This window comes from Streptomyces sp. NBC_00193, assembly GCF_026342735.1.
Classification (GTDB): Bacteria; Actinomycetota; Actinomycetes; order Streptomycetales; family Streptomycetaceae; genus Streptomyces; species Streptomyces stoeckheimensis.
Map to the genome: position 1 here is coordinate 1695019 of NZ_JAPEMM010000001.1, position 24525 is coordinate 1719543.

Annotated in this window: 20 protein-coding genes and 1 pseudogene; 10 read left to right on the forward strand and 11 right to left on the reverse strand. The window is 71.5% G+C overall.

The genetic code is table 11. The features are described 5' to 3' along the window. Positions 1-135 precede the first annotated feature (135 nt). Positions 136-1131 (forward strand): hypothetical protein, encoded by a 996-nt coding sequence (locus OG898_RS07040; RefSeq protein ID WP_266955682.1) that lies wholly within the window; start codon positions 136-138, stop codon positions 1129-1131. A gap of 159 nt (positions 1132-1290) precedes the next feature. On the opposite strand, the gene OG898_RS07045 is transcribed toward OG898_RS07040, so the two are convergent. After that, positions 1291-1638 carry a hypothetical protein gene (locus OG898_RS07045; protein WP_250751572.1) on the reverse strand — a complete coding sequence of 116 codons (348 nt, stop codon included), beginning with the start codon at positions 1636-1638 and terminating at the stop codon, positions 1291-1293. 933 nt (positions 1639-2571) lie between these two features. On the opposite strand from OG898_RS07045, the gene OG898_RS07050 reads away from it, so the two are divergent. Together OG898_RS07050 and OG898_RS07055 are read left to right on the forward strand one after the other, a co-directional pair. After that, positions 2572-3438 (forward strand): helix-turn-helix transcriptional regulator, encoded by an 867-nt coding sequence (locus OG898_RS07050; protein ID WP_266955685.1) that lies wholly within the window; start codon positions 2572-2574, stop codon positions 3436-3438. A 132-nt stretch (positions 3439-3570) separates the two neighbouring features. After that, positions 3571-6795, forward strand: a complete 3225-nt coding sequence (locus OG898_RS07055; protein WP_266955687.1) for a tetratricopeptide repeat protein — start codon at positions 3571-3573, stop codon at positions 6793-6795. An 81-nt stretch (positions 6796-6876) separates the two neighbouring features. On the opposite strand, the gene OG898_RS07060 is transcribed toward OG898_RS07055, so the two are convergent. The 3 genes and pseudogenes from OG898_RS07060 to OG898_RS07070 form a co-directional block, all read right to left on the reverse strand. Then, complete coding sequence (locus OG898_RS07060; RefSeq protein ID WP_250751578.1) at positions 6877-7095, reverse strand: hypothetical protein; 219 nt, start codon at positions 7093-7095, stop codon at positions 6877-6879. Between the two features lie 2 nt (positions 7096-7097). Further along, positions 7098-7979, reverse strand: coding sequence for a mycothiol conjugate amidase Mca (gene mca, locus OG898_RS07065; RefSeq protein ID WP_250751581.1), 882 nt, complete (start codon positions 7977-7979; stop codon positions 7098-7100). A 104-nt stretch (positions 7980-8083) separates the two neighbouring features. After that, a pseudogene (locus tag OG898_RS07070) lies at positions 8084-9087 on the reverse strand (RNA-guided endonuclease InsQ/TnpB family protein); the annotation flags it as partial. A gap of 150 nt (positions 9088-9237) precedes the next feature. Between OG898_RS07070 and OG898_RS07075 the strand changes: the two are divergent. Further along, positions 9238-9651: a DUF4307 domain-containing protein gene (locus OG898_RS07075; protein ID WP_266955689.1), complete on the forward strand. Its 414-nt coding sequence runs from the start codon at positions 9238-9240 to the stop codon at positions 9649-9651. A 181-nt stretch (positions 9652-9832) separates the two neighbouring features. Then, positions 9833-10330 carry a transcription elongation factor GreA gene (gene greA / locus OG898_RS07080; RefSeq protein ID WP_250751585.1) on the forward strand — a complete coding sequence of 166 codons (498 nt, stop codon included), beginning with the start codon at positions 9833-9835 and terminating at the stop codon, positions 10328-10330. Between the two features lie 96 nt (positions 10331-10426). Here greA and OG898_RS07085 read toward each other — a convergent pair whose 3' ends face one another. The 3 genes from OG898_RS07085 to ilvA all read right to left on the reverse strand — a co-directional run bounded on the left by OG898_RS07085 (position 10427) and on the right by ilvA (position 13706). Then, positions 10427-11278, reverse strand: coding sequence for an ABC transporter permease (locus tag OG898_RS07085; protein WP_266955691.1), 852 nt, complete (start codon positions 11276-11278; stop codon positions 10427-10429). Next, the gene (locus OG898_RS07090; protein ID WP_250751589.1) at positions 11275-12306 is read right to left on the reverse strand and encodes an ATP-binding cassette domain-containing protein; all 1032 of its coding nucleotides are present in this window, start codon (positions 12304-12306) and stop codon (positions 11275-11277) included. Before OG898_RS07090 ends, OG898_RS07085 begins: the two co-directional genes overlap by 4 nt. Positions 12307-12473: 167 nt before the next feature. Then, positions 12474-13706 (reverse strand): threonine ammonia-lyase, encoded by a 1233-nt coding sequence (ilvA, locus tag OG898_RS07095; protein WP_250751591.1) that lies wholly within the window; start codon positions 13704-13706, stop codon positions 12474-12476. A gap of 286 nt (positions 13707-13992) precedes the next feature. Here ilvA and OG898_RS07100 point away from each other — a divergent pair, with 286 nt between their 5' ends. The 3 genes from OG898_RS07100 (at position 13993) to OG898_RS07110 (ending at position 15464) form a co-directional block, all read left to right on the forward strand. Beyond that, a complete protein-coding gene (locus OG898_RS07100; protein WP_250751631.1) occupies positions 13993-14526 on the forward strand; it encodes a MarR family winged helix-turn-helix transcriptional regulator in 534 nt (177 codons plus the stop codon). Between the two features lie 168 nt (positions 14527-14694). Next, positions 14695-15225, forward strand: a complete 531-nt coding sequence (locus OG898_RS07105) for a sigma factor-like helix-turn-helix DNA-binding protein (protein WP_266955694.1) — start codon at positions 14695-14697, stop codon at positions 15223-15225. Beyond that, positions 15222-15464, forward strand: coding sequence for a hypothetical protein (locus OG898_RS07110; protein WP_250751595.1), 243 nt, complete (start codon positions 15222-15224; stop codon positions 15462-15464). Before OG898_RS07105 ends, OG898_RS07110 begins: the two co-directional genes overlap by 4 nt. A 33-nt stretch (positions 15465-15497) precedes the next feature. Here the strand turns inward: OG898_RS07110 and OG898_RS07115 are convergent, their stop codons facing one another. Together OG898_RS07115 and OG898_RS07120 are read right to left on the reverse strand one after the other, a co-directional pair. Continuing rightward, positions 15498-15956, reverse strand: coding sequence for a hypothetical protein (locus tag OG898_RS07115; RefSeq protein WP_266955696.1), 459 nt, complete (start codon positions 15954-15956; stop codon positions 15498-15500). A gap of 201 nt (positions 15957-16157) precedes the next feature. After that, the gene (locus OG898_RS07120) at positions 16158-17315 is read right to left on the reverse strand and encodes a cystathionine gamma-synthase (RefSeq protein WP_250751601.1); all 1158 of its coding nucleotides are present in this window, start codon (positions 17313-17315) and stop codon (positions 16158-16160) included. A 113-nt stretch (positions 17316-17428) separates the two neighbouring features. Between OG898_RS07120 and OG898_RS07125 the strand changes: the two genes are divergently transcribed. Continuing rightward, a complete protein-coding gene (locus OG898_RS07125; RefSeq protein WP_250751604.1) occupies positions 17429-18535 on the forward strand; it encodes a hypothetical protein in 1107 nt (368 codons plus the stop codon). Positions 18536-18622: 87 nt separating this feature from the next. After that, entirely contained in the window at positions 18623-19288 is a 666-nt protein-coding gene (gene msrA, locus OG898_RS07130; RefSeq protein ID WP_250751607.1) for a peptide-methionine (S)-S-oxide reductase MsrA, read from the forward strand. A gap of 77 nt (positions 19289-19365) precedes the next feature. Here the strand turns inward: msrA and OG898_RS07135 are convergent, their stop codons facing one another. Together OG898_RS07135 and OG898_RS07140 are read right to left on the reverse strand one after the other, a co-directional pair. Then, entirely contained in the window at positions 19366-22104 is a 2739-nt protein-coding gene (locus OG898_RS07135) for a PKD domain-containing protein (RefSeq protein WP_266955699.1), read from the reverse strand. 119 nt (positions 22105-22223) lie between these two features. Further along, positions 22224-24416: a sulfatase-like hydrolase/transferase gene (locus tag OG898_RS07140; RefSeq protein WP_266955701.1), complete on the reverse strand. Its 2193-nt coding sequence runs from the start codon at positions 24414-24416 to the stop codon at positions 22224-22226. Positions 24417-24525: the final 109 nt, after the last annotated feature.

Here is a 24525-nt window from a genome sequence, read left to right on the forward strand (position 1 = left end):
GCACACCACGTCCAACGCGAAGGATTTTGTGAAGTGATTGAGGTTGAAACCCAGGCTCATCATGCGAATGTCCCGCCCCTCCACCTACTGAAGGCGGAACAGCTTCCCACCTCACGCAGCGCCGTCACGGGCCTGATGAACCAGCGCACGGCGGACGCCCTGCGGACCGTCCTCGACATACCCCCGCACGAGTCCGACCGGCACGCGTGGGCCGCCGTCGATGCGGCCCTGGCCTGCCTGGCCCCACCGGTCGCCTCCGCCCGGTACACCGATGCGGAGCGGAAGTCCGTGCCGGAGGACCTCTACGAGGAACACGACCTGTTCTTCGGCGCGGTCAGGGTCACCGGGAACCCGGTGGAGACGTTCACCTACACGATGCTCGAATCCCTCCGCAGCCAGCTCGGCGACGCCATCGCGGCCGGGATCAGCCTCAGCGGCGGCGAACGGGCCCAGCTGCGCGAGTCGTTCTGGACCACCTTCCACGGCCTGTGGCGGATGGGAGTCGCGGGAACCCCGTTCGAGTACGCGGCCCGCGTGCACACGCGGGGCACGGGCACGGAGCTCGACGACACCACGAGCGATCCGCTGACCCGCTGGTGCCTCGGCCATCAGGTGTTCTTCGCGCTCATCCAGGCCCTGATCGTGTCGGTGGGCTGCCTTCACGAATACCTCAAGGACGATCCGGACGACGTCGACGGCGCCTGCCGGCTGATCGAGGACGCCACGGTGCTGATGATCGGGTCCGGCACGTCGATGCGGTACGCCGGCGACTTCACGAGCACGCACTACACGGACTCGGTACGCCCCGCGATGATGCCGCCGTTCATCAACGCCAAGTTCAGCGGTCTCCAGGTGCGCGATCACCGGATCCTGCTCAAGCTGCTCAACCGGGTGAAGCCGCTGCTCGCGACGCCCGACCCGGCCGTGGACAAGTCCTACAGGCAGCTGCTCGACGCGATGTCGACGGCGTACGACGCGCACATCGCGGTCTGCTCGCGGTTCGGCGGCGATCGCGAATCGAGTCTGCGCACGCCCGGCTCCAAGGTCCCCGCGGCGGAGATCCTCGAACGGTTCCGCACCCGGCGGATCGGCGCCGCGACGCCGGTGTGCCCGATGGCGACGGTGCGGTGATCCGAGATCCGTACAACGCAAGCAGTCGCCTCGGTCGGAGACGACCTTGGCGACGGCATGCAGCAACCCGAGCGAGGAGCTACTGGTGTGGCGGTGTGGTGGTGTTGCGAACAGGGGTCCGCTCCCCGCGCTCACACAGCTCAACCAGCTCGGCTGCGTCTACACGTCGAAGATGCGGATTCCCTGAGGGACGATCAGTTCGATGTCGGAGCTGGGCTCCCGGGACAGATCCACGGCGGAGCATTCGATGACCCTCCAGCCCCGTAAAGCGCCTGCGCGTCTGACCGCGCGGTCAATGAGCCTCCGGGTCTGGGCGGTTGCCCGCACCTTGTCGACCGCGGACACGAACGCCATGAGGCCGAGCCGGCCCTCTGCGTCGTTCACCACTGTGAGGTGCTCCAGGCCGTCCTGCGGTTCGGCCGCCGCCCAGACGACCTCCTCCACCACTACGGATCGCGCTTTCTCGGCATCGGGGGCCGGGATCATACGGATGAGTACAGCGAGCACGGAACGGCTCCTCGGATCACGGGCCCCAGGTGAAGGTGTCGGACGGGCCGGACGCCGACACTACGACGTCCGCGGCGGGCGGCGTGTCTGCGGCACTGGGGCCGGCAGCGGTGAAGGTTCCGACCAGAGCGAGCAGGACAACCAGGGCAAAGTTCTTAAAACGCGGCGTTCCAGGCATGGCGGTACTCCTCAGAAGTAGGGGATGTCAATTCCGCTTCAGCTGGCTTCCGTTGGGCTCGACCGGCTGGCGATGACTAGAGCTTGGCCCGCCCCCACCCCGCCCCGTAAGGACTTCAGGGTGGCATGATCCGCGCTGTCACCATGGTGCAAACCCGAGCACCCCCTGCCAGGGCGTTGACCACGCTGTTCTTCCCCGTGGCAGTCTCGTGCCTGGCCGCGAGATGCCAGTCCGGATCCGGCACGCAGCAGGCGCGCTTTCCGGACATAACCTTTTGAGGCCAAAGGGCATGGAGGGTGCATGCCGCACTTCACAGGCTTCGTGGAGCCATATCGTCAAGAAGCGGTACGCCGAGATCGCGCCAATTGAATCGTGTGCCCGTTACCGAAACGAGCTATGATCCCCCGGACGCCGACAGGGGAACGTCGGCGTCCAACTGACCTCGGGGGAGTGCAGAGCAGCGTGTCTGGCGTACGGGAAATCAGGGGAGACAACTGCGGACAGACCATCCGCAGGCGTCCGCATGCCCCAATACCACCCACTCGCCTCTCGCTGGACGGCTACGACCACTCGGAATCGCAGAACGTCGCGTACCCCGACCCCTGTCGTCGCCGTACCAGCACGAAAGAGGTGAAGCCTTGCTCGAAGCACTCGGCCTGGAACCCGCCGCTGAAGTAGTTTACCGCTCACTCTTGGACTCCCCCCAGTTGGGGATCGAGGAACTGTGCGCCCGCTCGGGACTTACCGAGAACGCGGTGCGAACGGCCTTGGACCAACTGGCCCACCTCCATCTGCTGCGCCCCAGCGGACCAGGGTCGGAGGGCCTTCGTCCGGTCGATCCGGGGGTAAGTCTCAGCGCACTGCACGCGCGTCAGAGCGCCTCTCTGACACGACATCAAAAGCAGCTGGAAGAGGCCAAGGAATCCATAGCCGCACTGGCCGCCGAGTACGGCGGCGCCCGCCGGGAATTCCTTCCCGAGGTCGCCGAATGCCTCGACGGAATCGACGCGGTCCGCGATCGCCTGGAGGAACTGGCGGAGAGCACCAAGGAAGAGTGCCTGTCCTTCGTCATCGGCGGCGCCCAGCGCCCCGAGGACATGTCCGCCGCCAAGGGGCCCGACCAATTGGCCCTGGAGCGCGGCGTCTCCGTGCGCTCGATCTACCAGGACAGCCTGCGCAACGACGCGGCGACCACCGGCTACGTCCGCTGGCTCTCCGCGCTCGGCAGTGAGACCCGCACCGTTCCCGTGCTGCCCATGCGCATGATCATCGTGGACCGGAAGGTCGCGGTCGTGCCTCTGGAGCCGGGCAACCCCCTCAAGGGCGCCCTGGTCCTGCACAGCCCGGGAGCCGTCATGGCCCTCGTGATGCTCTTCGAGGAGGTGTGGAAGAACGGCACCCCCTGGGGCGTACCGCTGCCGAAGGACCACCGCGGCCTCGGCCCCCAGGAGCGCGAACTGCTGCGGCTGCTCGCCGCGGGCTCCACCGACGAGGTCGCCGCACGCCACCTCGCCATCTCGGTGCGCACGGTCCGCCGGCTCGCCGCCGATCTCATGACCCGTCTCAACGCGCACAGCCGCTTCGAGGCCGGCGTGCTCGCCACCCGCGAAGGATGGGTGTGACCGGCTCGCCGGGACGCCGCGCCCTCCCCTCTGAGGTCAACTCCCTCTGAACTAGCTCAGATTCTCTCGCGCTCGCGACCGTCACGGCGGACACTTGAGGCTCCATGCCGGAGCTCTCTGAGGGGGATGCCGATGCGGGACAGTCATCGCGGTGAGGCCGAGCGGCTGCTGGGGCGGGCCGTGGAGGAGGAGTCCCGGCGGGGAGCGGGCGGGGCGGCGGCGACTCCGGAGGCCAAGGCTGCGCTGCTGGCGCGCGGCAGGCAGGCCCTGGACTCGCTCGCGGCGAGCGCGGCCACCGAGTACGAGGCGTACACGCGCGCACTGGACGAGGCGGCGGCCGGGGACGAGTCGCTCGGCGAGGCCTTCCGACGCGCGAACACCTCGACTGCCCTGCTGGTCACGGGAGTTGCGGCGGCTGCCGCCATCGTGGCCGACCTGGCCTTCAGCGTGGCGATCGGCACCGCACTGACCACCGGCGCCGTCGTGGGCGTGGCCGGGGCGACGGCGACCGTGGTCAAGGTGACGGCCCTGCACCTGCCCGCGGCGAACCGGCGCGCCGGGGAGCTGGGCCGGCCGGGCGGCGCCGAGCAGCTCAAGCTGCAGTGGCTGTCGGCGCTGGAGGTGCGCGGGATACGCCCTTTCCTGGAGCAGCAGCGCAAGGTGGCCGCCGCGCTGAACGCCCCGCCCAAGGTGAACGGGACCGCCGGCACCGCCGGCTCCGCCCTCCAGCTGCGGGGTGCCAATCGCAGCGCCGAGGCCCGCCGGCGGGCCATGCTGGAGCAGTCCTTCGGGCAACTCCCCGCCCTGGAAGGTGCGTTCGTCGGCCGCCGGGCCGAGCTGGCCCGGATCGCACAATGGGTGCACAGCGCCCGCGCGAGCACCGAGACCCGTCCGGTGGTCGTGGTGCTGCACGGGGAGCCCGGGGTGGGCCGCACCACGCTCGCACTCCATGCCGCGCAGGCGCTGCGGGACCAGTTCAGGGGCGCCTGCGTGGTGGACCTGCGCGGCGGGGGCGCCTCCGAATCCCCCCTCCCCACCCGTGAAGCCCTCCTGCACCTGATGAACCGCCTCGGCGCGCCCCGCGAGCAGCTGCTGTTCCGCGAGGGCTCGTCGGCGGAGCAACAGGTGCGCAGGCTGGGCGAGTTGTACCACCAGCACGTGCAGGGCACCCCGGTGGCGGTGGTCCTGGACGATGCCGTGGACGCCGCGCAGGTACGGATGCTCGTGCCCGAGCGCTCCGAGAGCCTGGTCCTGGTCACGGCCCGGGAGCCGCTGGAGCTGCCCGCCGAGCTGGCGGCCTGGGTGTACCAGCTGCCGGTGACCCGCCTGGCGGAGGAAGCCGGCGCGGAGCTGGTCCGTACGGCGGGCACGCCCGCAGCCGCGTACCCGCAGGACACCGTACGGGAGCTGCTCGCGCTCGGCGCCGGGCTGCCGCTGGCGCTGCGCGTGCTGGCCCCGCTCGGCGACGTCGGGGAGGCCCCGGGGGCGGGCGGCTCGCTGGACGCCGCCCTGGACCTGGCCTACGCGGCCCTGCCCGAGGAGCGGCGCCGGCTCCTGCGCCGGCTGACCCTGGCGGGCCGGGCCTCGCTCGGGGCGGCGGCCGCGGCGGCGCTGATCGACGCCGACCAGGTGGAGGCCGGGCGGCTGCTGCGCGAGCTGGCGCAGGCGGGGCTGCTGGACCACGTACGCGGGGACCGGTTCCGGATGCACGACGCGGTGCGTGCGTACGCGGCGGCGCGGCTGGCGCAGGACGAGGACCGGGCCGACGCCTCGGCGGCGCACGAGCGGCTGATCCGTACGTACGCGCAGCTCGCGGACTCGGTGATCCGGATGGTCGACGGGAAGATGTCCACGCGGGCGAACGCCCTGTCCAAGGCGAGCACGGTCGGCGGGCACGGCTTCGCCTCCCTGGACGCGGCCCTGCGCTGGCTGGACGACGAGTCGAGCTTCATCACGGCGGCGCTGCGCCACTCGGAGGGCGTGGACCAGCAGGCCGTACTGGACCTCCTGGGCGCGCTCTGCGACTTCTGCCTGCTGCGCGGCGACCTGTACCGGCTCGGTGAGATCAACGAGCTCACGCAGGCCGTCGACCAGGGTCTGCTGGTCCGCTCGGTGCAGTGGCGTACGGGCATCGCGGCCCGCCAGCTCGGCGAGCTGGACAAGTCCCGCACCACGCTGACCTCGCTGGTCGACCAGTTCATGGAGGCCCGGCAGGAGGCGGGCGCGGGCATGGCACTGGTCTCGCTCGGCATCACCCTGCACCACCAGGGCAACCTCCCGGAGGCCTCGGCCCGCATCCGCGAGGCGCTGGTGCTCCAGGCTCCGGACGAGCTGGCGGGCGACCGGGCGTGGGGCCTGCACGCGCTCGGTGCGGTGGAGCGCGACCGCGCCCACCTCGCGGAGGCGCTGCGGCTGCTGCGCGAATCCCTCGTCCTGCACCGGGAGAGCGAGAGCGTGCACGGCGAGGCCTGGGCGCACCTGCAGCTCGGCCAGGTGTACCTGCGCCTGGGCGAGGTGCCGCGTGCGGAGGCGGAGCTGCGCCTGGCGCTGGAGCTGTACGGGCGCACGCGCGACGACCGGGGCCAGGCGTGGGCGCTGACCCAGCTGGGCCGGGCCCGGGTGGTCGACGGGGATCCGGGGCCGGCGCTCGACCGGCTGCGGGACGCGCTGGCCCGGCACCGGGAGGCGGAGGACGCGCGCGGCGAGGCGTGGACGCTGTACTACCTCGGGCAGGCGCTGGAGGAGGCCGGGGAGCGGGACCGGGCGGTGCGGGAGCTGGAGCGGGCCCGCACGATGTTCTCCCGGATGCGGGACGTGTACGGGCTGGCGCACGCCCGCCACCACTCGGGCCGGGTCACGCGCGACCAGCGGGCGGCGCAGACGGGGAACCTGAAGAACTCCGGCTTCGCCCGTCAGCTGCTGGTGGACGCGCGGGCCGACTTCCGGCGGATCGGGCTGGCCCACGGGGAGGCCTGGACCTGTCTGGAGCTGGCGGTCGTGGACGCGGGCAACGGGCGGACCGCGCAGGCGCTGGACCTCTGCGAGGAGGCGGTGCGGCTGTTCATCTCCTACGGGGACCGGCGCGGGGAGGACTGGGCGCGCTTCCTGCGCTGCACGCTCCTGCCGTACGCGCTCCCGGCCGCCCCGGACGAGGCGCGCACGGAGCTGGCGCGGCTGGCGGCGGCCCCGCATCCGAAACGGGACGGGCGGCTGGAGGACTGCCTGGAGTCCTACACGGTGATCCTGGCGCGCGGGGTGGACCCGGCGGAGGGCTGGCAGGCGTGGCGGCTGTCGCTCGTACCGAACCTGCACTCGCGGGAGATCATGGGCGTCCCGGTGCCGCTGCCCTCGGCGTAGTGCGGCAGGCGCCGGGGCGCGCGGGAGGCCGCCGCCCCGGCCGTGAACGGCGGGGCGGCGGTCACCACGGGCGGACGGCCCCTACGGGGCGCGCGTGCCCTCCGCCGGGGCGGGCTCGGGGGCTTCCTTGAAGTCGACGCGGCCCATGTGGCGGCTCATCGACTTCATCAGGCCCCACACCCCGAGGGCGAGGGCCGCGAACACGATGAATCCGAGGAGGCCCGGGGTCACCTTGTTCTTGTCGAAGGTGTCGCCGGCCAGCGGGAGGAGCTGGACGATTGCTTCGTGCGTAGCGCTCATAGCTACGCATTCTCCCGGATGCCCGCGAAGAGGTCGGACTCGGGGAGGGAAGTGTCCACGAGGGACTTCGCGAGCTCGTACTCCTCCGTCGGCCAGACCTCCTTCTGGATCTCCATCGGGACGCGGAACCAGCCGCCGTCGGGGTCGATCTGCGTGGCGTGGGCGATGAGCGCCTTGTCACGGATCTCGAAGAAGTCGGCGCAGGGCACGTGGGTGGTCAGGGTCCGCTCCTTGCGCTCGAACTCCTTCCACCGCTCCAGCCACTCCCCGTACGGGGATTCCAGGCCGCGGGCGAGCAGCGCCTCGTGCAGGGCGATGGTGCGCGGCTTGTTGAAGCCCTGGTTGTAGTAGAGCTTCTGCGGCTGGTACGCCGGGCCGAACTCGGCCTCGGGGTACTTCTCGGTGTCGGCCGCGTGATCGAAGGCCACCATCGTGATCTTGTGGGTCATGATGTGGTCGGGGTGCGGGTAGCCCCCGTTCTCGTCGTACGTGGTGACGGCCTGCGGCCGGAAGGCGCGGATCTTCTTCACCAGGCGGCCGGCCGCCTCGTCGACGTCCGCCAGGGCGAAGCAGCCCTCGGGCAGCGGCGGCAGCGGGTCGCCCTCGGGCAGCCCGGAGTCGACGTATCCCAGCCACTCCTGGTCGACGCCGAGGATCTCGCGCGCCTCGTCCATCTCCTTGGCGCGCACCTCGTGGATGTGCTCCTCGATGTACTTGTCACCCTGGAGCTTGGGGTTCAGGACGGAGCCGCGCTCGCCGCCGGTGCAGGTCACGACCAGCACGGACACCCCCTCGGACACGTACTTGGCCATGGTGGCCGCGCCCTTGCTCGACTCGTCGTCGGGGTGGGCGTGGACGGCCATCAGTCGAAGCTGCTCGGTCAAGACAGGATCCTCTTTGAGTCGTTCAGGCGGGCGCCTCCTATATTGAATCCTCCCCGATCCTGAAGGCCGGGGATTCCTGGCTCACGTTGGCTGTGGGCCTGCGGCCCCTCAGCTCTTACACGATCAGCACCAGCCGGGTCGAGACCAGCCCGGACCAGCATCACGCGTGCGGAGTTCTTGTCCCTGGAGGACGTCGCTCCGCACGCGGTGCAGGTGTAGGTACGTTCCGAGAGAGGCAGTGCGTGCTTGGTTCTCGCTCCGCACTGCGCGCAGTCCATCGTGGTGTGCGCGGGATGGACCAAGTACACGATACGCCCGTGCTTGCGAGCCATGTTGATCAGCTCACGCCTGGTGGTGGAGATCGCGGCGTCGGCCGCCTTACCTGCCATGGCGGACTTGGCGAGGAACTTCGGGCGGAAGTCCTCCACAGCCAGGGCGTCATGGTCGCGGACGACCGTCTTGGCCCACTTCCGGGCTCCGTCCTGGCGTTGGTGGTCGCGGTCTCCGTGACGCCCCAGTCGATGCCGATGACCGCGCCGGTTCCCGGGAGCGGCTGGGCTTCGGCGGGGACCACGAAGGACGCGTACCAGTGCCCGAGGGTGTCGCGGTAGATCCGCACGCTCGACGGGGCCGCCGGGAGTACGCGGGACCACACCACCGTGAGGCTGATGCCGCCCGCCAGGTACAGGCGGCCGTCCTTGATCCGAAAACCGCGCCGGGTGTAGTTCAGGCTCGGATCGGCCTTGGCCTTCTTCTTGTACTTGGGCATTCCCGCCCGCTGCCGAATCGGCAACCGGGCCTTGATGTCTTTCAAGGCTTTGGTGCGGGACTTCCCGAAGTCCCGCACCAACTGCTGCTGCGGAACGCTGCTGCCGTCGCCCAACCAGGCGTTGCGGCTGCGGGCTTCAGTCAGCATCTTGTCCAGGCGGGCCGGACCGCACTGCTCATTCTCGGCCCGGGCCTTCCGCGACCGGGCACAGCATTCGTTCCAGACCCACCGGCATCGCGCCCACTCACCCGACAACCCGGCGAGCGCGGTGGAAGACACGCGAAGCCGGTAGGTGAACCGAGCAAGCCCGGCCACCTCCTTCTCCTGTCGTGCCGCCATGCGATCAACCTAACCGAGCCCGCCGACAATGCCGGAAGGCGCCGATCACGGCAGGCGCGAAGAGAACCGTGGCCCTCCGCGTCTACGATGGCGGGACCGCCCTCCCGGGCTGGGATTTCCGTGGTCCGCCTACCTCGAAGGGAACGATCGATGAGCGCGGTGCGCGAAGAACTGCCCGAGGGCCGCTACGGCCGGTCGGCGGATGAGCGTACCGACCGCAGGCTCAAGGTCATCGGCTCCGTCCTCGGGGTCGCGCTGCTGGGTGTGGTCGGCTGGATCGGCTGGGACTACGTGGCCGGGCAGAGCGTGAGTGCCGAGCTCATCAAGTACAAGGTCGTCTCCGACTCCGCGGTCGAGGTGCACCTGGAGGTGCGCAAGGAGGCCTCGGTCACCGGGGTGTGCACGCTGAGCTCGCAGGACGAGGGGCACGGTGAGGTGGGCCGCGCCGACTTCACCTTCGCGCAGAAGAGCGGGCGCGTGGACGAGATGGTCACGCTGAAGACCACCGGCCGCGCCACGATGATCGAAATCGTCGGCTGCCGTCCGACCGGTTCCGCGGGCTGATCCCGGGCTCGACCCGAGGCATGTCCGAGGCATGTCCGAGGTGTGATCGGGGCATGCCCGAGGTGTGATCGGACGCAGTTCACACACTTGGCGTCCTCCCCCTTTTCTTCCCGAATTGTTAGGCTCGTGGTTTCGTCCGCCGCTGGCGGCTTTGTAGTCCCTGTACCGACGAGGAGCACCCGTGACCCAGACGAGCGAGAGCGTCACCTGGCTGACCCAGGCGGCGTACGACCAGCTGAAGGCCGAGCTGGAGTACCTCTCTGGTCCCGCACGGTCGGAGATCACGATCAAGATCGCGGCGGCCCGCGAGGAGGGTGACCTCCGCGAGAACGGCGGTTACCACGCGGCCAAGGAAGAGCAGGGCAAGCAGGAGCTGCGCATCCGCCAGCTCACGCAGCTGCTCGAGAAGGCCAAGGTCGGCACGGCCCCCGCCTCCGAGGGCGAGGTGGCCCCCGGCACCCTGGTCAAGATCGCCTTCGACGGCGACGAGAGCGACACCATGGAGTTCCTGCTGGCCTCGCGCGAGTACGCGTCCTCGGACTTCGAGACCTACTCCCCGCAGTCGCCGCTGGGCTCCGGCGTGCTGGGCAAGAAGATCGGCGAGGACGCCCAGTACGAGCTGCCGAACGGCAAGCAGGCGTCGGTCAAGATCCTCGACGTCAAGCCCTTCACCGGCTGATCACCCCCCTTTTCTTTTCAGCACGAAGCCCCGCCGAGCAGCTGCTCAGCGGGGCTTCGTGCTGGGGGCGGTGCCTACGCGGTGCCTACGCGGTGCCTACGCCGTGGCCGAGCGGTACTTGCGTACGGCCAGGGTCCGGAACACCACGATGATCACGACGGACCAGAGCAGCGAGGCCCACACGGGGTGCTCCATCGGCCAGGCGTCCGACGGCGACACACCCGGGTTGCCGAAGAGTTCTCGGCAGGCCTGGACGGTCGCGCTGAACGGGTTCCACTCCGCGATGGGCTGGAGCCAGCCCGCCATGTTCTCGGTGGGCACGAACGCGTTGGAGATGAACGTGACCGGGAACAGCCAGATCAGCCCGCCCGAGGTGGCCGCCTCCGGGGTCCGCACCGACAGGCCGATCAGGGCGCCGATCCAGGAGAAGGCGTACCCCAGCAGCAGGAGCAGCAGGAAGCCCGCCAGGGCCTTCGGCACGCCCTCGTGGATGCGCCAGCCCACCAGGAGCGCCACGATCGCCAGCACGACCATGGTCAGGGCGGTCTGCACGAGGTCGGCCAGGGTGCGGCCGGTGAGGACCGCGCCGCGGGCCATCGGCAGCGACCGGAAGCGGTCGATGAGGCCCTTGTGCATGTCGTCGGCGATGCCCGCGCCCGCTCCGGCGGTGGCGAAGGTGACGGTCTGCGCGAAGATGCCGGCCATCAGGAAGTTCCGGTAGTCGCTGGCGCTGGTCGAGCCGCCGATCATCATCGAGCCGCCGAAGACGTAGCTGAACAGCACGACGAACATGATCGGCTGGATCAGCCCGAAGATGACCATCTCGGGGATGCGGGACATGCGGATCAGATTGCGCTTGGCCATGACCAGGGAGTCGTTGATCCCCTGGACGATGCCGCCGCGCGGGCGGGGCGCCGCCGACTCCGGGGTCGTGGAGGTGAGGGTCACTTCGCCACCTCCTTACGGTCCTTGCGGCCGGCCTTCGACTTCGCGGCCTGCCCGTCGATGGGTGTCTCGCCGTTCTCCTCGGCTTCTCGCTCCGCCGCGTGGCCGGTCAGGGAGATGAACACGTCGTCCAGGGTGGGACGGCGCAGGCCGATGTCGTCGATCTCGATGCCGCGTCCGTCGAGTTCGCGGATGACCTCGGCGAGCAGCTTGGCGCCGCCGGAGACCGGCACGGTCAGCTTGCGGGTGTGCTCCTCGACGGTGGTCTCGCCCTTGCCGAAGCCGGCGAGGACCTCGCGGGCGGTGGCTATGTGCTCGCGCTCGTGCACGACGACCTCGACGCGCTCGCCGCCCGTCTGGGCCTTGAGCTGGTCGGAGGTGCCGCGTGCGATGACCCTGCCGTGGTCGACCACGCAGATGTCGTGCGCGAGGTGGTCGGCCTCTTCCAGGTACTGCGTGGTGAGCAGCAGGGTGGTGCCGCCGGCGACGAGCTCCTGGATGATGGCCCACAGCGCCTGGCGGTTGCGCGGGTCGAGTCCGGTGGTGGGCTCGTCCATGAACATCACGGGCGGGCTGACGACGAGGGCCGCGGCGAGGTCGAGGCGCCTGCGCATGCCGCCGGAGTACGTCTTGGCGGTGCGGTCGGCGGCGTCGCCGAGGTTGAAGCGCTCCAGCAGTTCGGTGGCCCGGGCCTTCGCCGCCTTGGCGCCCATCTGGTAGAGCTGGCCGACCATCTGGAGGTTTTCCCGGCCGGTGAGGTATTCGTCGACGGCGGCGAACTGGCCGGAGAGGCCGATCGAGCGCCGGACTTCGTTGGGGTGCTTGAGGACGTCTATCCCGGCCACGACCGCCTTGCCGCTGTCGGGCTGGAGGAGGGTGGTCAGGACGCGGACGGTCGTGGTCTTGCCCGCGCCGTTGGGGCCGAGCAGACCGAGAACCGTGCCTTCGGGTACATCGAGGTCAACGCCGTCCAGAGCCCGTACGTCGCCGAAGGTCTTGACCAGACCTTCGGCGTAGATGGCGCCTGGCATATGGATACTCCCCGTGCGAATCGAAATCGAACCGGTTGAATCGTGACATTCCTACGCGAATCCTATGGGCGCCGAGCCGACCTCGCTCGGCCGAACGGGCGACACCGTATCGCGTCATATCGCGTCTCGCCACCGGGACGGGGAGCATCGCGTCAGAGCCGTGCCGGCTAGCCCATGACCGTGTACCCCGCGCCGTGCAGCGCCCGCGCGACTTCCGCGCAGTGCTTCGGCCCCTTCGTCTCCAGGTGCAGCTCCACCTCCACCTCCGTGAGCCCCAGCCGCGGGTCCGTCCGCACGTGGCTCACGTCCAACACGTTCGCATCCACCACCGACAGCTGCCCCAGCAGACCGGCCAGCGCCCCCGGCCGGTCGGTCACCCGCAGCCGCAGCGACAGGTAGCGGCCGGCCGCGGCCATGCCGTGGCGCAGGATCCGCTGCAGGAGCAGCGGGTCGATGTTGCCGCCGGACAGCACGGCCACCACCGGGCCGTCGCCGTACAGTTCGGGCTCGCTCAGCAGTGCGGCCACCGGGCTGCACCCGGCCGGCTCCACCACCAGCTTCGCCCGCTCCAGGCAGAGCAACAGCGCGCTGGAGAGCGCGTCTTCGGACACCGTACGGACGTCGTCGAGCAGCTCGCCAATGATTTTGAAGGGGATGTCGCCGGGCCGGCCCACCTTGATGCCGTCCGCCATCGTGTTCGGGTTGTCGATGGACACCGGGTGCCCGACCTTCAGCGAGGGCGGGTACGCGGCCGCGCCCGCCGCCTGGACTCCGATCACCCGGACGTCGGGGCGCAGCGCCTTCACCGCGACCGCCACCCCGGCGGCGAGCCCGCCGCCGCCGATGCCGACCAGGATCGTGCGCACCTCGGGGCACTGCTCCAGGATCTCCAGGCCGACCGTGCCCTGGCCCGCGATGATGTCGCGGTGGTCGAAGGGGTGGATGAACACCGCGCCCGTCCGGTCCGCGTACTCCTGGGCCGCGGCCAGCGTCTCGTCCACGACCTGCCCGTGCATCCGCACCTCGGCGCCGTACTCCTGGGTCGCGGCCACCTTCGGCAGGGGCGCCCCGACCGGCATGAACACGGTCGAGCGGACCCCGAGGAGCGAGGAGGCCAGCGCCACGCCCTGGGCGTGGTTGCCCGCGCTGGCGGCGACGACCCCGGCCGCCCGCTGCTCGGGGCGCAGGCCCGCGATGCGCACGTACGCCCCGCGCAGCTTGAAGGAGCCGGTGCGCTGGAGGTTCTCGCACTTGAAGTGGACCGGGGAGCCGGTGAGCGAGGAGAGGTACCGGCTGCCCTCCATCGCGGTCACCCGGGAGACGCCGGAGAGCATCTTCTGGGCCCCCCGGATGTCGTCGAGGATGACCTGCGGAACGGGCTGGGGCACGCGGTAGTTCATGCGGCCAGTCTCGCAGCCGGTCCGTCGCGCGCTGCGCTGCGCTGGGCGGGACGGGTGAGCGGGGGCCCGGGGCCGCCGCGCGGGAGCGGCGCGGAGCCCGGACGGAGGCGGCGCGGAGCCCGGACGGGACCCGCACCGGAGCGGTGAAATCTCGCCATGCGGGACGGCTCGTAGTCGCCGTTTCACCGCTGCCGTATCAGTTCTCGTACGAGGAGTACGAGCCGTCGCACGGCCGCGTACTCTGTCCCCCATCCTTGTCGGCCCCATGCGAAGAGAGCCCACGGCCATGCCCTCCACCCCGGCCAGTTCCGACCTGCCCGCGCCGGCCGGCGCGCCCGCCGAAGCCGGTCTCCTCGACGCGCTCCAGCACCAGGTGGCGGTCTTCGCCCGGCGCGCCGAGCAGACCCGCCTGGGCGGGGTCGGCCAGGCCCGCAACTCCATGGACCGGGCCGCGTACCTGCTGCTGAACCGGCTCGACCTCGAAGGCCCGATGGGCGTGAAGGCGCTCGCCGGCGGGATGGGCATCGACTCCTCCACCGTCACCCGCCAGGTCGCCCCTCTCGTCGACAGCGGCCTGGTCAAGCGGACCTCGCACCCCGAGGACGGCCGGGCCGTGGTGCTCGCGCTGTCCCCGCGCGGGCTGGCCCGCCTGGAAGAGGTCCGCTCCTCGCGGCGCGAGCTGATGGCCCGGGTGACGGACGGCTGGGACCAGGAGGAGCGCGAGGCGTTCACCGGTCTGCTGACCCGTTTCAACGTCTCGCTGTCCGAGCTGATGTCGGCCGGCTCCGAGCCCGGATCCGAGGCCGGCCCGGCCTCCTGACGCCCGGCCGGGTCCCGACTGACGCCCTGCTGCGGTCTGCCGGACGCCCGGGTGGGGCCCGGCGGACGCCCGGGTCCGGCCCGGCTGAAGCCCTGCTGCGGCCCGACTGACGCCCGACTGTCGCCCGACCCCTTCCGAGGCGGTCCCTCCGGCCGCACTATGTGGACTGTGGACCACGGGCCGGGCCCCTACGCGGAGTTCGAAGCCTTCGTCGCGGGCGCGGCGGGGCGGCTCCTGCGCGTCGCGATCCTGCTGACGGCGGAGCCCGCGACGCCCGCGTCCGACGCCCCGTCCCCGGCACCGACCTTTTCCGACGCCACCGCCACCGCCGCGGCCGAAGCCCCCGCCGCGCGCGGGCTGCTCGGCGGCGCGCTGGCCCGTACGTACGCGAACTGGCGCAGGCTGCGCGGGGACGACCCGTACGACCACACCCGCCAGGAGCTGTGCGCCGCCTTCGCCCGCACCGGCCGCCGCCACCACGGGGGCAGCGGGGTACTGGGGCGGCTGGGCCCGCTGGAGCGGCTCGTCGTGGTGCTGCGGCTCTACGAAGGGGTCGCCGAGGAGGTCACGGCCGCGCAGCTGGGGCTGACGCCCGAGCGGGTACGGGCCCTGTGCGACCGGGCCGTCGCCGAACTGGGCTCCCGCCCCGGCGCCGCCCCCGGCCCCCGGCCGGACGCCCGCCGCAAGGAGGCGGCATGAGTCCCCCCGACCCCAGGGAAGCCCAGGTCAAGCGGCTGCTGGAGGGCCCGTACCCGACGGTGCCGCCCGATCTCGCGGCGGGCGCGGCCGCCCACGGCGACCGGCTGCTACGCCGCCGCAGGGCCCTGCAGCGGATCGGCTGGAGCCTGCTGTGGGCGGCGGTGGTGGCCTTCGTGGTGTGGGCCTCGCTGACCGGCGCCTGGTCGACCCCGTCGAGCGAGGTCTCCCCGCCCTGGTAGGACGGGTAGCCGGCCCGGGGGAAGTGAGTGCGACTACCTCGCGACGAGCGCGACCTGCAGTGCGGCCGGGGTCTTGGTGACCATGACGTTGACGTTCGCCTTCACGGCCTGGACGCCGACCGGAGAGCCGTCCACCTCGTATCCGGCGGATTTGAGGGCAGCGGTGTAGGCGGCGAGCGCGGAGGCCGTGTCCGTGGTGGTGTAGGTGAGGACGTAGGTGCCGGTGGTGCCGGTGACCGAGGTCAGCTCACCCTGGGGCAGGGGGAGGTCGGCGGGGAGGTCCGCCGGCTTCTGCTTTCCGTTGACCACGACGCTCGGCGTGGCGCTGGGGGTGGGCTTCGCGCTGCCGCCCGCCGCGGGGGTGCTCACCGCGGCGGACGGCGAACTCTCCTTGGCGTCCGTGGCGTCGGAACTCGTCTGCGAGCAGGCGGTGAGGCCGAGTCCGGCGATGATCACGGCGGCGAGCAGCTGTGCGGCGTGCTTCGTGGGCATGGTTCAGCCAATCTCATGAGGGGTTTACAAACGACACGAGATTGACATACGAAAATCGGCTTCGAGGAGTGAATTCCGGCCGTTCGGCGTCGAGTTCACGGTCACCACGCGCCACGAGGCCGCAGCCCGGGGGCTGCGGCCTCGTCACTTCAGGAACGGCTCCGGTTCGGCCGGCGCCTAGCCCGGCGCCTAGCCCGGCGCCTAGCCCAGCGCCTGCGCGAGGTCGGCCAGCAGGTCGTCGGCGTTCTCGATGCCCACCGACAGGCGGACCAGGTCGCCCGGGACCTCCAGGGCCGAGCCGGCCACCGAGGCGTGGGTCATGCGGCCCGGGTGCTCGATGAGGGACTCGACGCCGCCGAGGGACTCGCCCAGGGTGAAGATCTTGGTCCGGTCGCAGATCGCGACGGCCTCCTCCTCGCCGCCGGTGACGCGGAAGGAGATCATGCCGCCGAAGTTGCGCATCTGCTTGGCGGCGATCTCGTGGCCCGGGTGCTCGGGCAGGCCCGGGTAGAGGACCGTGTGGACCTTGGGGTGGCGGGACAGCATCTCGGCGATCTTGCCCGCGTTCTCCGCGTGCCGGTCCATGCGGACGGCCAGCGTCTTGATGCCGCGCAGCACCAGCCACGAGTCGAAGGGGCCGGCCACCGCGCCCATGGCGTTCTGGTGGTAGGCCAGTTCCTCGCCCAGCGCCGCGTCCGCGGCGACGAGCGCGCCTCCGACGACGTCGGAGTGGCCGCCCATGTACTTGGTCAGCGAGTGCACGACCACGTCCGCGCCGAGCGCGAGGGGCTGCTGCAGGTAGGGGGACGCGAAGGTGTTGTCCACGACCAGCTTGGCGCCGGCCGTCCGCGCGATGTCGGCGACGACGGCGATGTCCGTGATGCCGAGCAGCGGGTTGGAGGGGGTCTCGACCCAGATGACCTTGGTCTTCGGGGTGATCGCCGCGCGCACCGACGCCGGGTCGGAGGTGTCGGCGACCGACCACTCGACGCCCCAGCGGGAGACGACCTTGGCGAAGAGGCGGAAGGTGCCGCCGTACGCGTCGTTCGGGATGACCACGTGGTCGCCCGGGGAGAGCAGCGTACGCAGCAGGCAGTCCTCGGCGGCGAGCCCGGACGCGAAGGCGAGGCCGCGCCGGCCGCCCTCCAGCGCCGCGAGGTTCTCCTCCAGCGCGGTACGGGTCGGGTTGCCGCTGCGGCTGTACTCGTAGCCGCCGCGCAGTCCGCCGACGCCGTCCTGCTTGTACGTGGACACCTGGTAGATCGGGGGTACGACCGCGCCGGTCAGCGGGTCCGCCGTATTGCCCGCGTGGATGGCGCGGGTCTCGAAGCTCTGGTGCTCGTGGCTGTCGTCGCTCATGGCCAAATGCTATGCCCCGTACGGCCCCTCCGCGGCCCCGCCCCGGGGCGTGCGGGGGGCCTGCCTTTGCCTCCTATTGGCCTTAGCGCGGGTCGGTCTGGTTCGCTGGGGTCATGGAGATTCTGTGGTTCCTGCTCGCGATGGGTCTGCTCTTCGCCGCCCTCTCACCGATCCTGCGGCGCAGGATCGGCGGACTGCGCCTGGTCGCGCCCGGGAGCCCGGACGCCGCCGACCCGGCGGATTACGGATTCGCCCTCCAGGAGGAGCTCGACATCCGGATCCCCGGCCCCGACCAGGACCTGATGGACGCCCTCGACCACGTACGGCGGACCGGGCAGTGGCAGGCCGCCTCCCAGCTGCTGGCCGGCACCTCCCGGGAGGGCGAGGTGCGCTGGCAGCGCGTCCAGGCCTTCGCCGGCTCGGCGGCGCTGGAGCTCTCCCAGGAGCCCGGGGCCGGGGCGCGGTGGCTGAAGGCCTGGCGGCTGGAGGCCCCGAAGGACGCGGGCGGCGCCCAGGTGCACGCCGAGCTGCTGGCGCAGCAGATGTGGCGGCGCCCGGAGGGCATGAGCGAGACCGACGTCCGGATCATCGCGGAGGAGGCCCGGGAGTCCTGCCACAAGGCCGCGCTCCTGTCCCCCGGCGACCCGATCCCCTACATCGTCGAGCTGTCCGTGGCCCGCATGCTGCACTACTCCGAGCCCGAGTACGACGCCCTGTGGGCGAAGATCATCGACCGGGCGCCCCAGCACATGGGCGCGCACCTGGCGGCGCTGAACTACTGGTGCGAGAAGTGGCACGGCTCCCGCGAGAAGGCCGACGCCTTCACCCACCACGCCGCGGCCCGCGCCCCGCAGGGCTCGCTCCTGGCGGCCCTCCCGCTCTTCGCCCTCTACGAGCACATCCCCGACGTGGTCCTGATCCGCAGCTTCCACCAGAGCGCGTCCGTGACCCGCGCGGTGGAGGGCGCCCTGTACGCGGTCCACAGCGCGCGCCCCGACGACCCGATGCTGGCGCACGTACGCCACCTGCTCGTCCTCTTCCTGGTCGGCGGCGAACGCTGGGCGGAGGCGATGGACCAGATCCGCCACGTCGACGGCTACGTCGGCGCCCTCCCCTGGTCCGCCGACCCGGACCCGGCGGCCTCGTACGCGATCTACCGCGCCCTGGCGGTGGCCGGCTACGAGGCCAACGGCGGCTCCCCGGCGACACTGCCGCACTGACGCGGACGGGGTCGGGGTCGGCGGCCTCCTCGGCGGGAATCCCCGCCCCCCGTCCGCCGTTATCGGTAGACCACTAGGAGGGAATCCATGTTCTCGTACCGCCGCACGCCCGAGCTCCCCACCCGCGAGGAAGCCCTGACCGGCCGCGCGGAGCCGCTCTTCGGGCTGCCCGCCGTGCACACCGTGCTCGGCAACCCCCTCGCGGGCCCGTACCCCGCCCACCTGGAGGTCGCGGACTTCGGCCTCGGCTGTTTCTGGGGCGCCGAGCGCAAGTTCTGGCAGACCCCGGGCGTGTGGACCACCCTGGCCGGCTACCAGGGCGGCTTCACCGAGAACCCGACCTACGAAGAGGTCTGCTCGGGCCAGACCGGCCACACCGAGGTCGTCCGGGTCGTCTTCGACCCCTCCCTGGTCTCCTACGAAGCCCTGCTGAAGCTGTTCTGGGAGTCCCACGACCCCACCCAGGGCTTCCGCCAGGGCAACGACGTCGGCACCCAGTACCGCTCGGCGGTCTACACCCACTCCCCCGCCGCCCAGGCCACCGCCGAGGCCTCCCGCGAGGCCTACCAGCGCGTCCTGACGGCCTCCGGCTACGGCACGATCACCACGGCGGTCCTCCCGGCGTCGGAGCGCCCGTTCTGGCCGGCGGAGGCGTACCACCAGCAGTACCTGGACAAGAACCCCGGCGGCTACTGCGGCATCGGCGGCACGGGCGTCTCCTGCCCGATCGGCGTGGCCCGCGCGGACGGCTGAGCCGAGTCCACATACGAAGGAGCCCCGGTCCCCGCGCATCCGCGGGGGCCGGGGCTCTGTCGTGTGCCGCAAGGGCGTCAGCCGGTCGTGAAGTAGCCGAGGAGGTCGGTGATCACGTGGTTGGGGCCGCCGTAGCTGTTGAAGATGTTCACCTTGCCGCCGGGGCCGACCGGGGTCATCACGTGGTTCGGGACCGTACGGCCGGGCAGCGTGTTCAGGCTGCTGGCGCCCGGCAGCGTGCCGCCGGAGCCGTACGCGGTGAGGAAGCCCGGAGCGGTGGTGTCGGTGGCGGTGATGTTGAGGACCGCACCGAGGGCGTTGGCCGGGAGGCCCGAGACCGTGGTCGTGGCGCCCGGGGCGACCTTGCCCGTAGTGCGGGTGTCGGCCAGGCGCTTCGGTACGACCGGGGTGAAGAGCGCCTTGCCGTCCTTGCCGTAGTAGCCCACCGCGTCCAGGATCACGTGCGTCGAGCCCGTGTTCGTGAACAGGGTGATCGTGCCGTTCGGGCCGACCGGGACGATCACCTGGTTGGACTTGTCCTTGCCCGGCTCCACGTTCAGGTTCGAGGTCGCCGGACGCTTCGCCGGATCCGGGTACGCGATGACGTGCGCCGGCTCCTTGGCGCCCGTACCGGTCAGGTTCAGGGCGACCGCCGTGGCGTCCGCCGGGACGCCGTTCACGCCGGCCACCTTGACCGTACGGGTCTTGGCGGCGGCCAGCGCGCCGCCGGTCGTGCGGGTGTCCAGGACGCGGGTGGGAGCCAGGGGGGAGAAGCGGTCGCCGGCGTTGGGCTGGTAGTAGCCGACGAAGTCCACGATCAGATCGGCCTTGCCGGAGTTCAGCAGGGCCGTGAGCCCCGAGCCGACGGGAACCGTGACCGTGTTCGACGAGGTGCCGCCTGCGCGGACGTTCACGTTCGAGGTCGCCGGACGCTCCTGGCCGGACGGCCACACGGTGAGGTGGGTGTCCTCCGTGGCTCCGGTGACGGTCACGTTGACGACCGCCGAAGCCATGCTGTTCGACAGGGCGTGGCCCGGTACCCGGTGTCCCTCCGGCAGGATCACGTGCAGCCACCGGCCGGAGGTGACGGGCTCGCCGTCCGTGCGCGAGTCCTTGATGCGGAAGGGTTCGGTGGGGATGTACCCGGACGGGGCGTAGGCGACCTTGACGGTACGGGTGGCCGTGGACTTCGCGCCCTTGGAGTCCACGAGGGTCAGCTTGACCGTGTAAGTGCCCGGCGTGGCGTAGATGTGCTCGAAGGAACGCAGCCGGTCGGCGTCATCCGCGCTGCCGTCACCGAATTCCACCCTCGAACTCACGACCGGCCAGGGTGCCGCCGTGAGCTTCGCGGGATCGACGACGATGGTCAGCGGGGAGACCGGCCTGGCTCCCGGGTCGACCTCGGTGGGCAGGGGCTGGTCGACGGTGAAGTCCGTGGTCAGCGCACCGGCCTGGGTCGCCTTGACGGGCGTGTCGGAGGAGAAGACCGATGCTCCGACCTTGTTGACCGCCTTCACCCTCGCCACGTGGTCGCCCGGCTTCGCGTAGACGTGCTCGGCGGTGGTGTTCGTGGTGACGACCGGGGCCGTGCCGTCACCGAAGTCGTAGTGGTACGTGAGCTCCGAGGGCCACGTGCTGCGCGGGGCCGCGGTCGCACTGACCTTGGTGCCGGTCGGCGCCCATGACGGCGTCACGCTCAGCCCGACACCGCTCAGGACATCCTGGGTCTCGTAGGCGCCGCGGTCGATGTACCCGCCGTCCTTGCCCGTGTTGGCGACGCGCGGGTCGTCCGCGGTCGGCTTCCCGTAGTAGTCCGTGGGCAGGACGCCCGGCGCCGTCGGGTCGCCCGAGTCGATGGTGGGAGAGCGGTCCTTCGGGCCGACCGCCTCGAAGTTCGGGGCCAGGAGGTCGTGGGCACCCTGGCCCGTGGCGGCCGTGAACGCCGCCGGGGTCGGGTAGGCCGTGCCGGCCCATGTGTAGGGAGCCATCTTGACCACGGGGCCGGTGATCAGGTTGTAGTCGGCCCGGACACCCTCTGCCGCGTCCGCCGCCACCTGGATACCGGTACGCGGTGCGGGCGACGTGCAGCGTGGGTTGTCCCAGGTGAAGAACACGTTGTTGTGCACGGAGGAGCCTGCCGAGGCTCCGCCGACCGCGAGGGCCGCCTCGCAGGTGGTGACGAACGTGTTGTTGGTGACGGCGGTGCCGGGCGCGTCCGCCACAGTGACGGCCGTCCCGTTGATCAGGCCGCTGATGGAGTTCCGGCCGAGGACCGTGCCCCGGGCGCCGCCGTCGATCCGGACACCGGTCAGATCGCTGCGCGTGACGCGCACGTTCGTGCTTCCCTCACCGACGACGAGGCCCTCGCGGTCCGCGTCGGCCTTGGTGTTGAGCCGGTCGAGCTCGATGTCGCCGGAGCGTACGACCTTGGTGCCTCCGCTGACCTGCAGCCCGCGGATCACCACGTGGGAGGCCCCGTCGACGGTCAGGCCCTTGGCGACATAGGACCGGAAGGCGCTTCCCCGGACGGCGAAAGTGATCGGCTTGCCCGGTTCTCCCGAGCGGTCGATGGTGACCTCGTCGGGGTAGGACGTGTTCTGCTCGATCCACACGGTCCCGCCCGACTCGACCACCTTCGCCGCCGCCGAGATCGAGCAGAACGGGACGGACCGCGAGCCGGCTCTGGTGTCGGAGCAGGCTCCCGAGGCGCTGTTCACGTACCGGTCGGTCGGGGTGTCGGCGGCGGCGACGGCCGGTATGCCGAGGAGGGTGACGAGGCCCGCGGTGAGCAGGACCGCCGTACGAGGAGTGCGCACCAGCAGGGTTCCTTCGATGGAGAACGAACGGAGAGGGACGGTGTCGGCAAGGGAGACTCCCGGTGCCGCACAAAGGTTGTACGGCACCGCCTCACTCCGCTCCGCCCCCCTCTCCCCCCTCAGACCACCGTCACCCGCGCCGCCGCCCACGAGGTGTGGTCGAAGGCGGAGTTCCCGTTCGCGTCCTCCACGACCAGGTGCAGGAGGCGAATCCCCCGTACGTCCACGTCGAGCGCGGTCGGTCCCGACGCGCCGGTCAGGACCCCCGTCGTGGCGAGGACCCGGCCGTCGCCGCGTACGGTCGCGCGGGTGGCTCCGGACGCCGACTGCTTCTTCGAGAAGTCGTCGATGCCGACCAGGGCCGTGAAGCGGTTCCCGCGGCCGCCCAGGTGGTAGACGATCTCCGACGGGGCGTGCACGCCGAGGCCCTTCGCGTACGTGACCCCGCCGAAGGCGATCGGGGTGCCGTCGCCCGCCGCCTGCTTGCCGTTGGAGCGGTCGATCTCGACCGGGCCCCAGCCGTTGGCCGCCGAGACCCAGGGGAGGTCGCTGAGGTAGCTGTCCTGCGTGGGCGGGGCCGGCAGGGGCGTGTAGCGGACGGGTGCCGTGAAGCCGAGGGAGGACGAGGTGGTGGCCTGCGGCACGAGGAGCGCGGGTGCGGGCGCCGTCGGGGGCGGGGTCAGCCGCCACGTCGTGGTCAGTGACTCGCCCGGGCCGAGGGAGGGCGCGGTCGTCGGTGTCGTCGCGGTGGCCGTCCAGCCCGACGGGAGCGGGAGGGTGACGCGGACGTCCGGCCAGGGGCGGGCCGTACCGTTCGCGACGGTCGTGGTGAGCGTCGAGGCGACGGCGTCGGCGACCGCGGTCAGGCCCCACGGGCGGCGCACGTACGTGTCCGCCCACGAGGAACGCAGGAGGGCCGTCAACGACGAGACCACCGAGGGGTTCTTCGCCGCCACGTCGTTCTTCTCGCCGAGGTCCACCGCCAGGTTGTAGAGCTCGAACGCCCACTGGGAGTCCGCCACCGTGCGGTCCCGCGCCGGGGCGAACCGTACGGCCTTCCACTGGTCCTTGCGGATGGCCTCCGCCACCTGCTTCGCCCGGCCGCCGTCCTGCGTGTTGGCGCGGCTGGTGACGCCCTGCTCGTCGCGGTACCAGTACAGGTGGTTGTGGAGGGGGGCCAGGGCGGGGGCGCCGTTGAGGACCGCGGCCGCCGAGAGCCCGTCGATGTCGGCAGGGGCCGGGGCGCCGCCCGCCAGGTCGGCGAGGGTGGGCAGGAGGTCGTAGAGCGGGGTGGGGCGGGCGCTGGTGGTGCCGGGGGCGATCCGGCCCGGGGACCAGGCGACGAGGGGGACGCGTACGCCGCCCTCGTACAGGTTGCGCTTGTAGCCGCGCAGCGGGCCGTTGGCGTCGAAGAGGTCCGGGTTGACCCCGCCCTCCTCGTGCGGGCCGTTGTCGGAGGCCACCAGGACGACCGTGCGCTCCGCGACGCCCCGCGCCTTCAGCCGGTCGACGACGGCGCCGACCTGCGCGTCGAGGAGGCTGATCTGCGCCGCGTGCGACTTGTTGGCCTGCGTCCAGGACCGGTCGGCGTAGGCGCTCGCGTCGGGGATCTCGCTCGGGGCGTGCGGGAGGTTCGGGGTGAGGAAGAGCAGGAAGGGGGCGGGGCCGCCGGCGTGGGCGTCGATGAAGCCGAGGGCGCGCGCGGCGATCGCGTCGGGGGCGAAGGTGCCCGTCGGGACGGTCTCCTTGGCGTTGCCGTTCCAGAGGTACGCCGGGTAGTACTGGTGGGCGTGGCTGTGGTCGATGTACCCGTAGAACTCCTCGAAGCCGCGCGCGGACGGGTGGCTCGGCTGGTCCCCGGCCTCCGGTCCGAAGCCCCACTTGCCGAAGAGACCCGTACGGTACCCGCGTGCCCGGAGCACCTCCGCGAAGGTGGTGTCGCCCGCGCCGAGGCTGCCCTGGCCGCCGCTGGAGGGGTTGGCCCGGACGGCGGCGTGGCCGGTGTGCAGGCCGGTCAGCAGTGCGGCACGGGAGGGCGCGCAGACGGCGGCCGCGGAGTAGGCGTCGGTGAACCGGAGCCCCTCTGCGGCCAGTTGGTCGATGCGCGGGGTGGTGATCAGCTTCTGGCCGTACGCGCCCAGGTCGCCGTAGCCCAGATCGTCGGCCAGGATCACCACGAGGTTCGGCGGCCCCTCCGCCCCGGGGGCCGTCCCGGCAGCGGCCGCCTGCGCGGGCTGGACGGCCTGCGGGAGGGCCGCGAGGCCGACGGCGGCGGCCGCGGAACCCGCGAGGAAGTGGCGGCGGCTGGACATCTCGAACTCCCCTGTGGCTGAAGGCTGATGGGAAGATCGTCCGCGCGGAGGGCCGCCGAGACCATGCACGGAGCATGAAAAGCGTGTGACGGCGGCCCCCCGAGTGCCG

Coding starts and splice junctions, on each gene's coding strand:
- ilvA (WP_250751591.1), bottom strand. CDS start 13,706: ATGAACTACCGCGTGCCCCAGCCCGTTCCGCAGGTCATCCTCGACGAC.
- OG898_RS07140 (WP_266955701.1), bottom strand. CDS start 24,416: ATGTCCAGCCGCCGCCACTTCCTCGCGGGTTCCGCGGCCGCCGCCGTC.
- OG898_RS07060 (WP_250751578.1), bottom strand. CDS start 7,095: ATGAGCGCTACGCACGAAGCAATCGTCCAGCTCCTCCCGCTGGCCGGC.
- OG898_RS07125 (WP_250751604.1), top strand. CDS start 17,429: ATGGAGATTCTGTGGTTCCTGCTCGCGATGGGTCTGCTCTTCGCCGCC.
- OG898_RS07120 (WP_250751601.1), bottom strand. CDS start 17,315: ATGAGCGACGACAGCCACGAGCACCAGAGCTTCGAGACCCGCGCCATC.
- OG898_RS07055 (WP_266955687.1), top strand. CDS start 3,571: ATGCGGGACAGTCATCGCGGTGAGGCCGAGCGGCTGCTGGGGCGGGCC.
- OG898_RS07100 (WP_250751631.1), top strand. CDS start 13,993: ATGCCCTCCACCCCGGCCAGTTCCGACCTGCCCGCGCCGGCCGGCGCG.
- OG898_RS07110 (WP_250751595.1), top strand. CDS start 15,222: ATGAGTCCCCCCGACCCCAGGGAAGCCCAGGTCAAGCGGCTGCTGGAG.
- OG898_RS07040 (WP_266955682.1), top strand. CDS start 136: ATGAACCAGCGCACGGCGGACGCCCTGCGGACCGTCCTCGACATACCC.
- OG898_RS07090 (WP_250751589.1), bottom strand. CDS start 12,306: ATGCCAGGCGCCATCTACGCCGAAGGTCTGGTCAAGACCTTCGGCGAC.
- msrA (WP_250751607.1), top strand. CDS start 18,623: ATGTTCTCGTACCGCCGCACGCCCGAGCTCCCCACCCGCGAGGAAGCC.
- OG898_RS07115 (WP_266955696.1), bottom strand. CDS start 15,956: ATGCCCACGAAGCACGCCGCACAGCTGCTCGCCGCCGTGATCATCGCC.
- OG898_RS07075 (WP_266955689.1), top strand. CDS start 9,238: ATGAGCGCGGTGCGCGAAGAACTGCCCGAGGGCCGCTACGGCCGGTCG.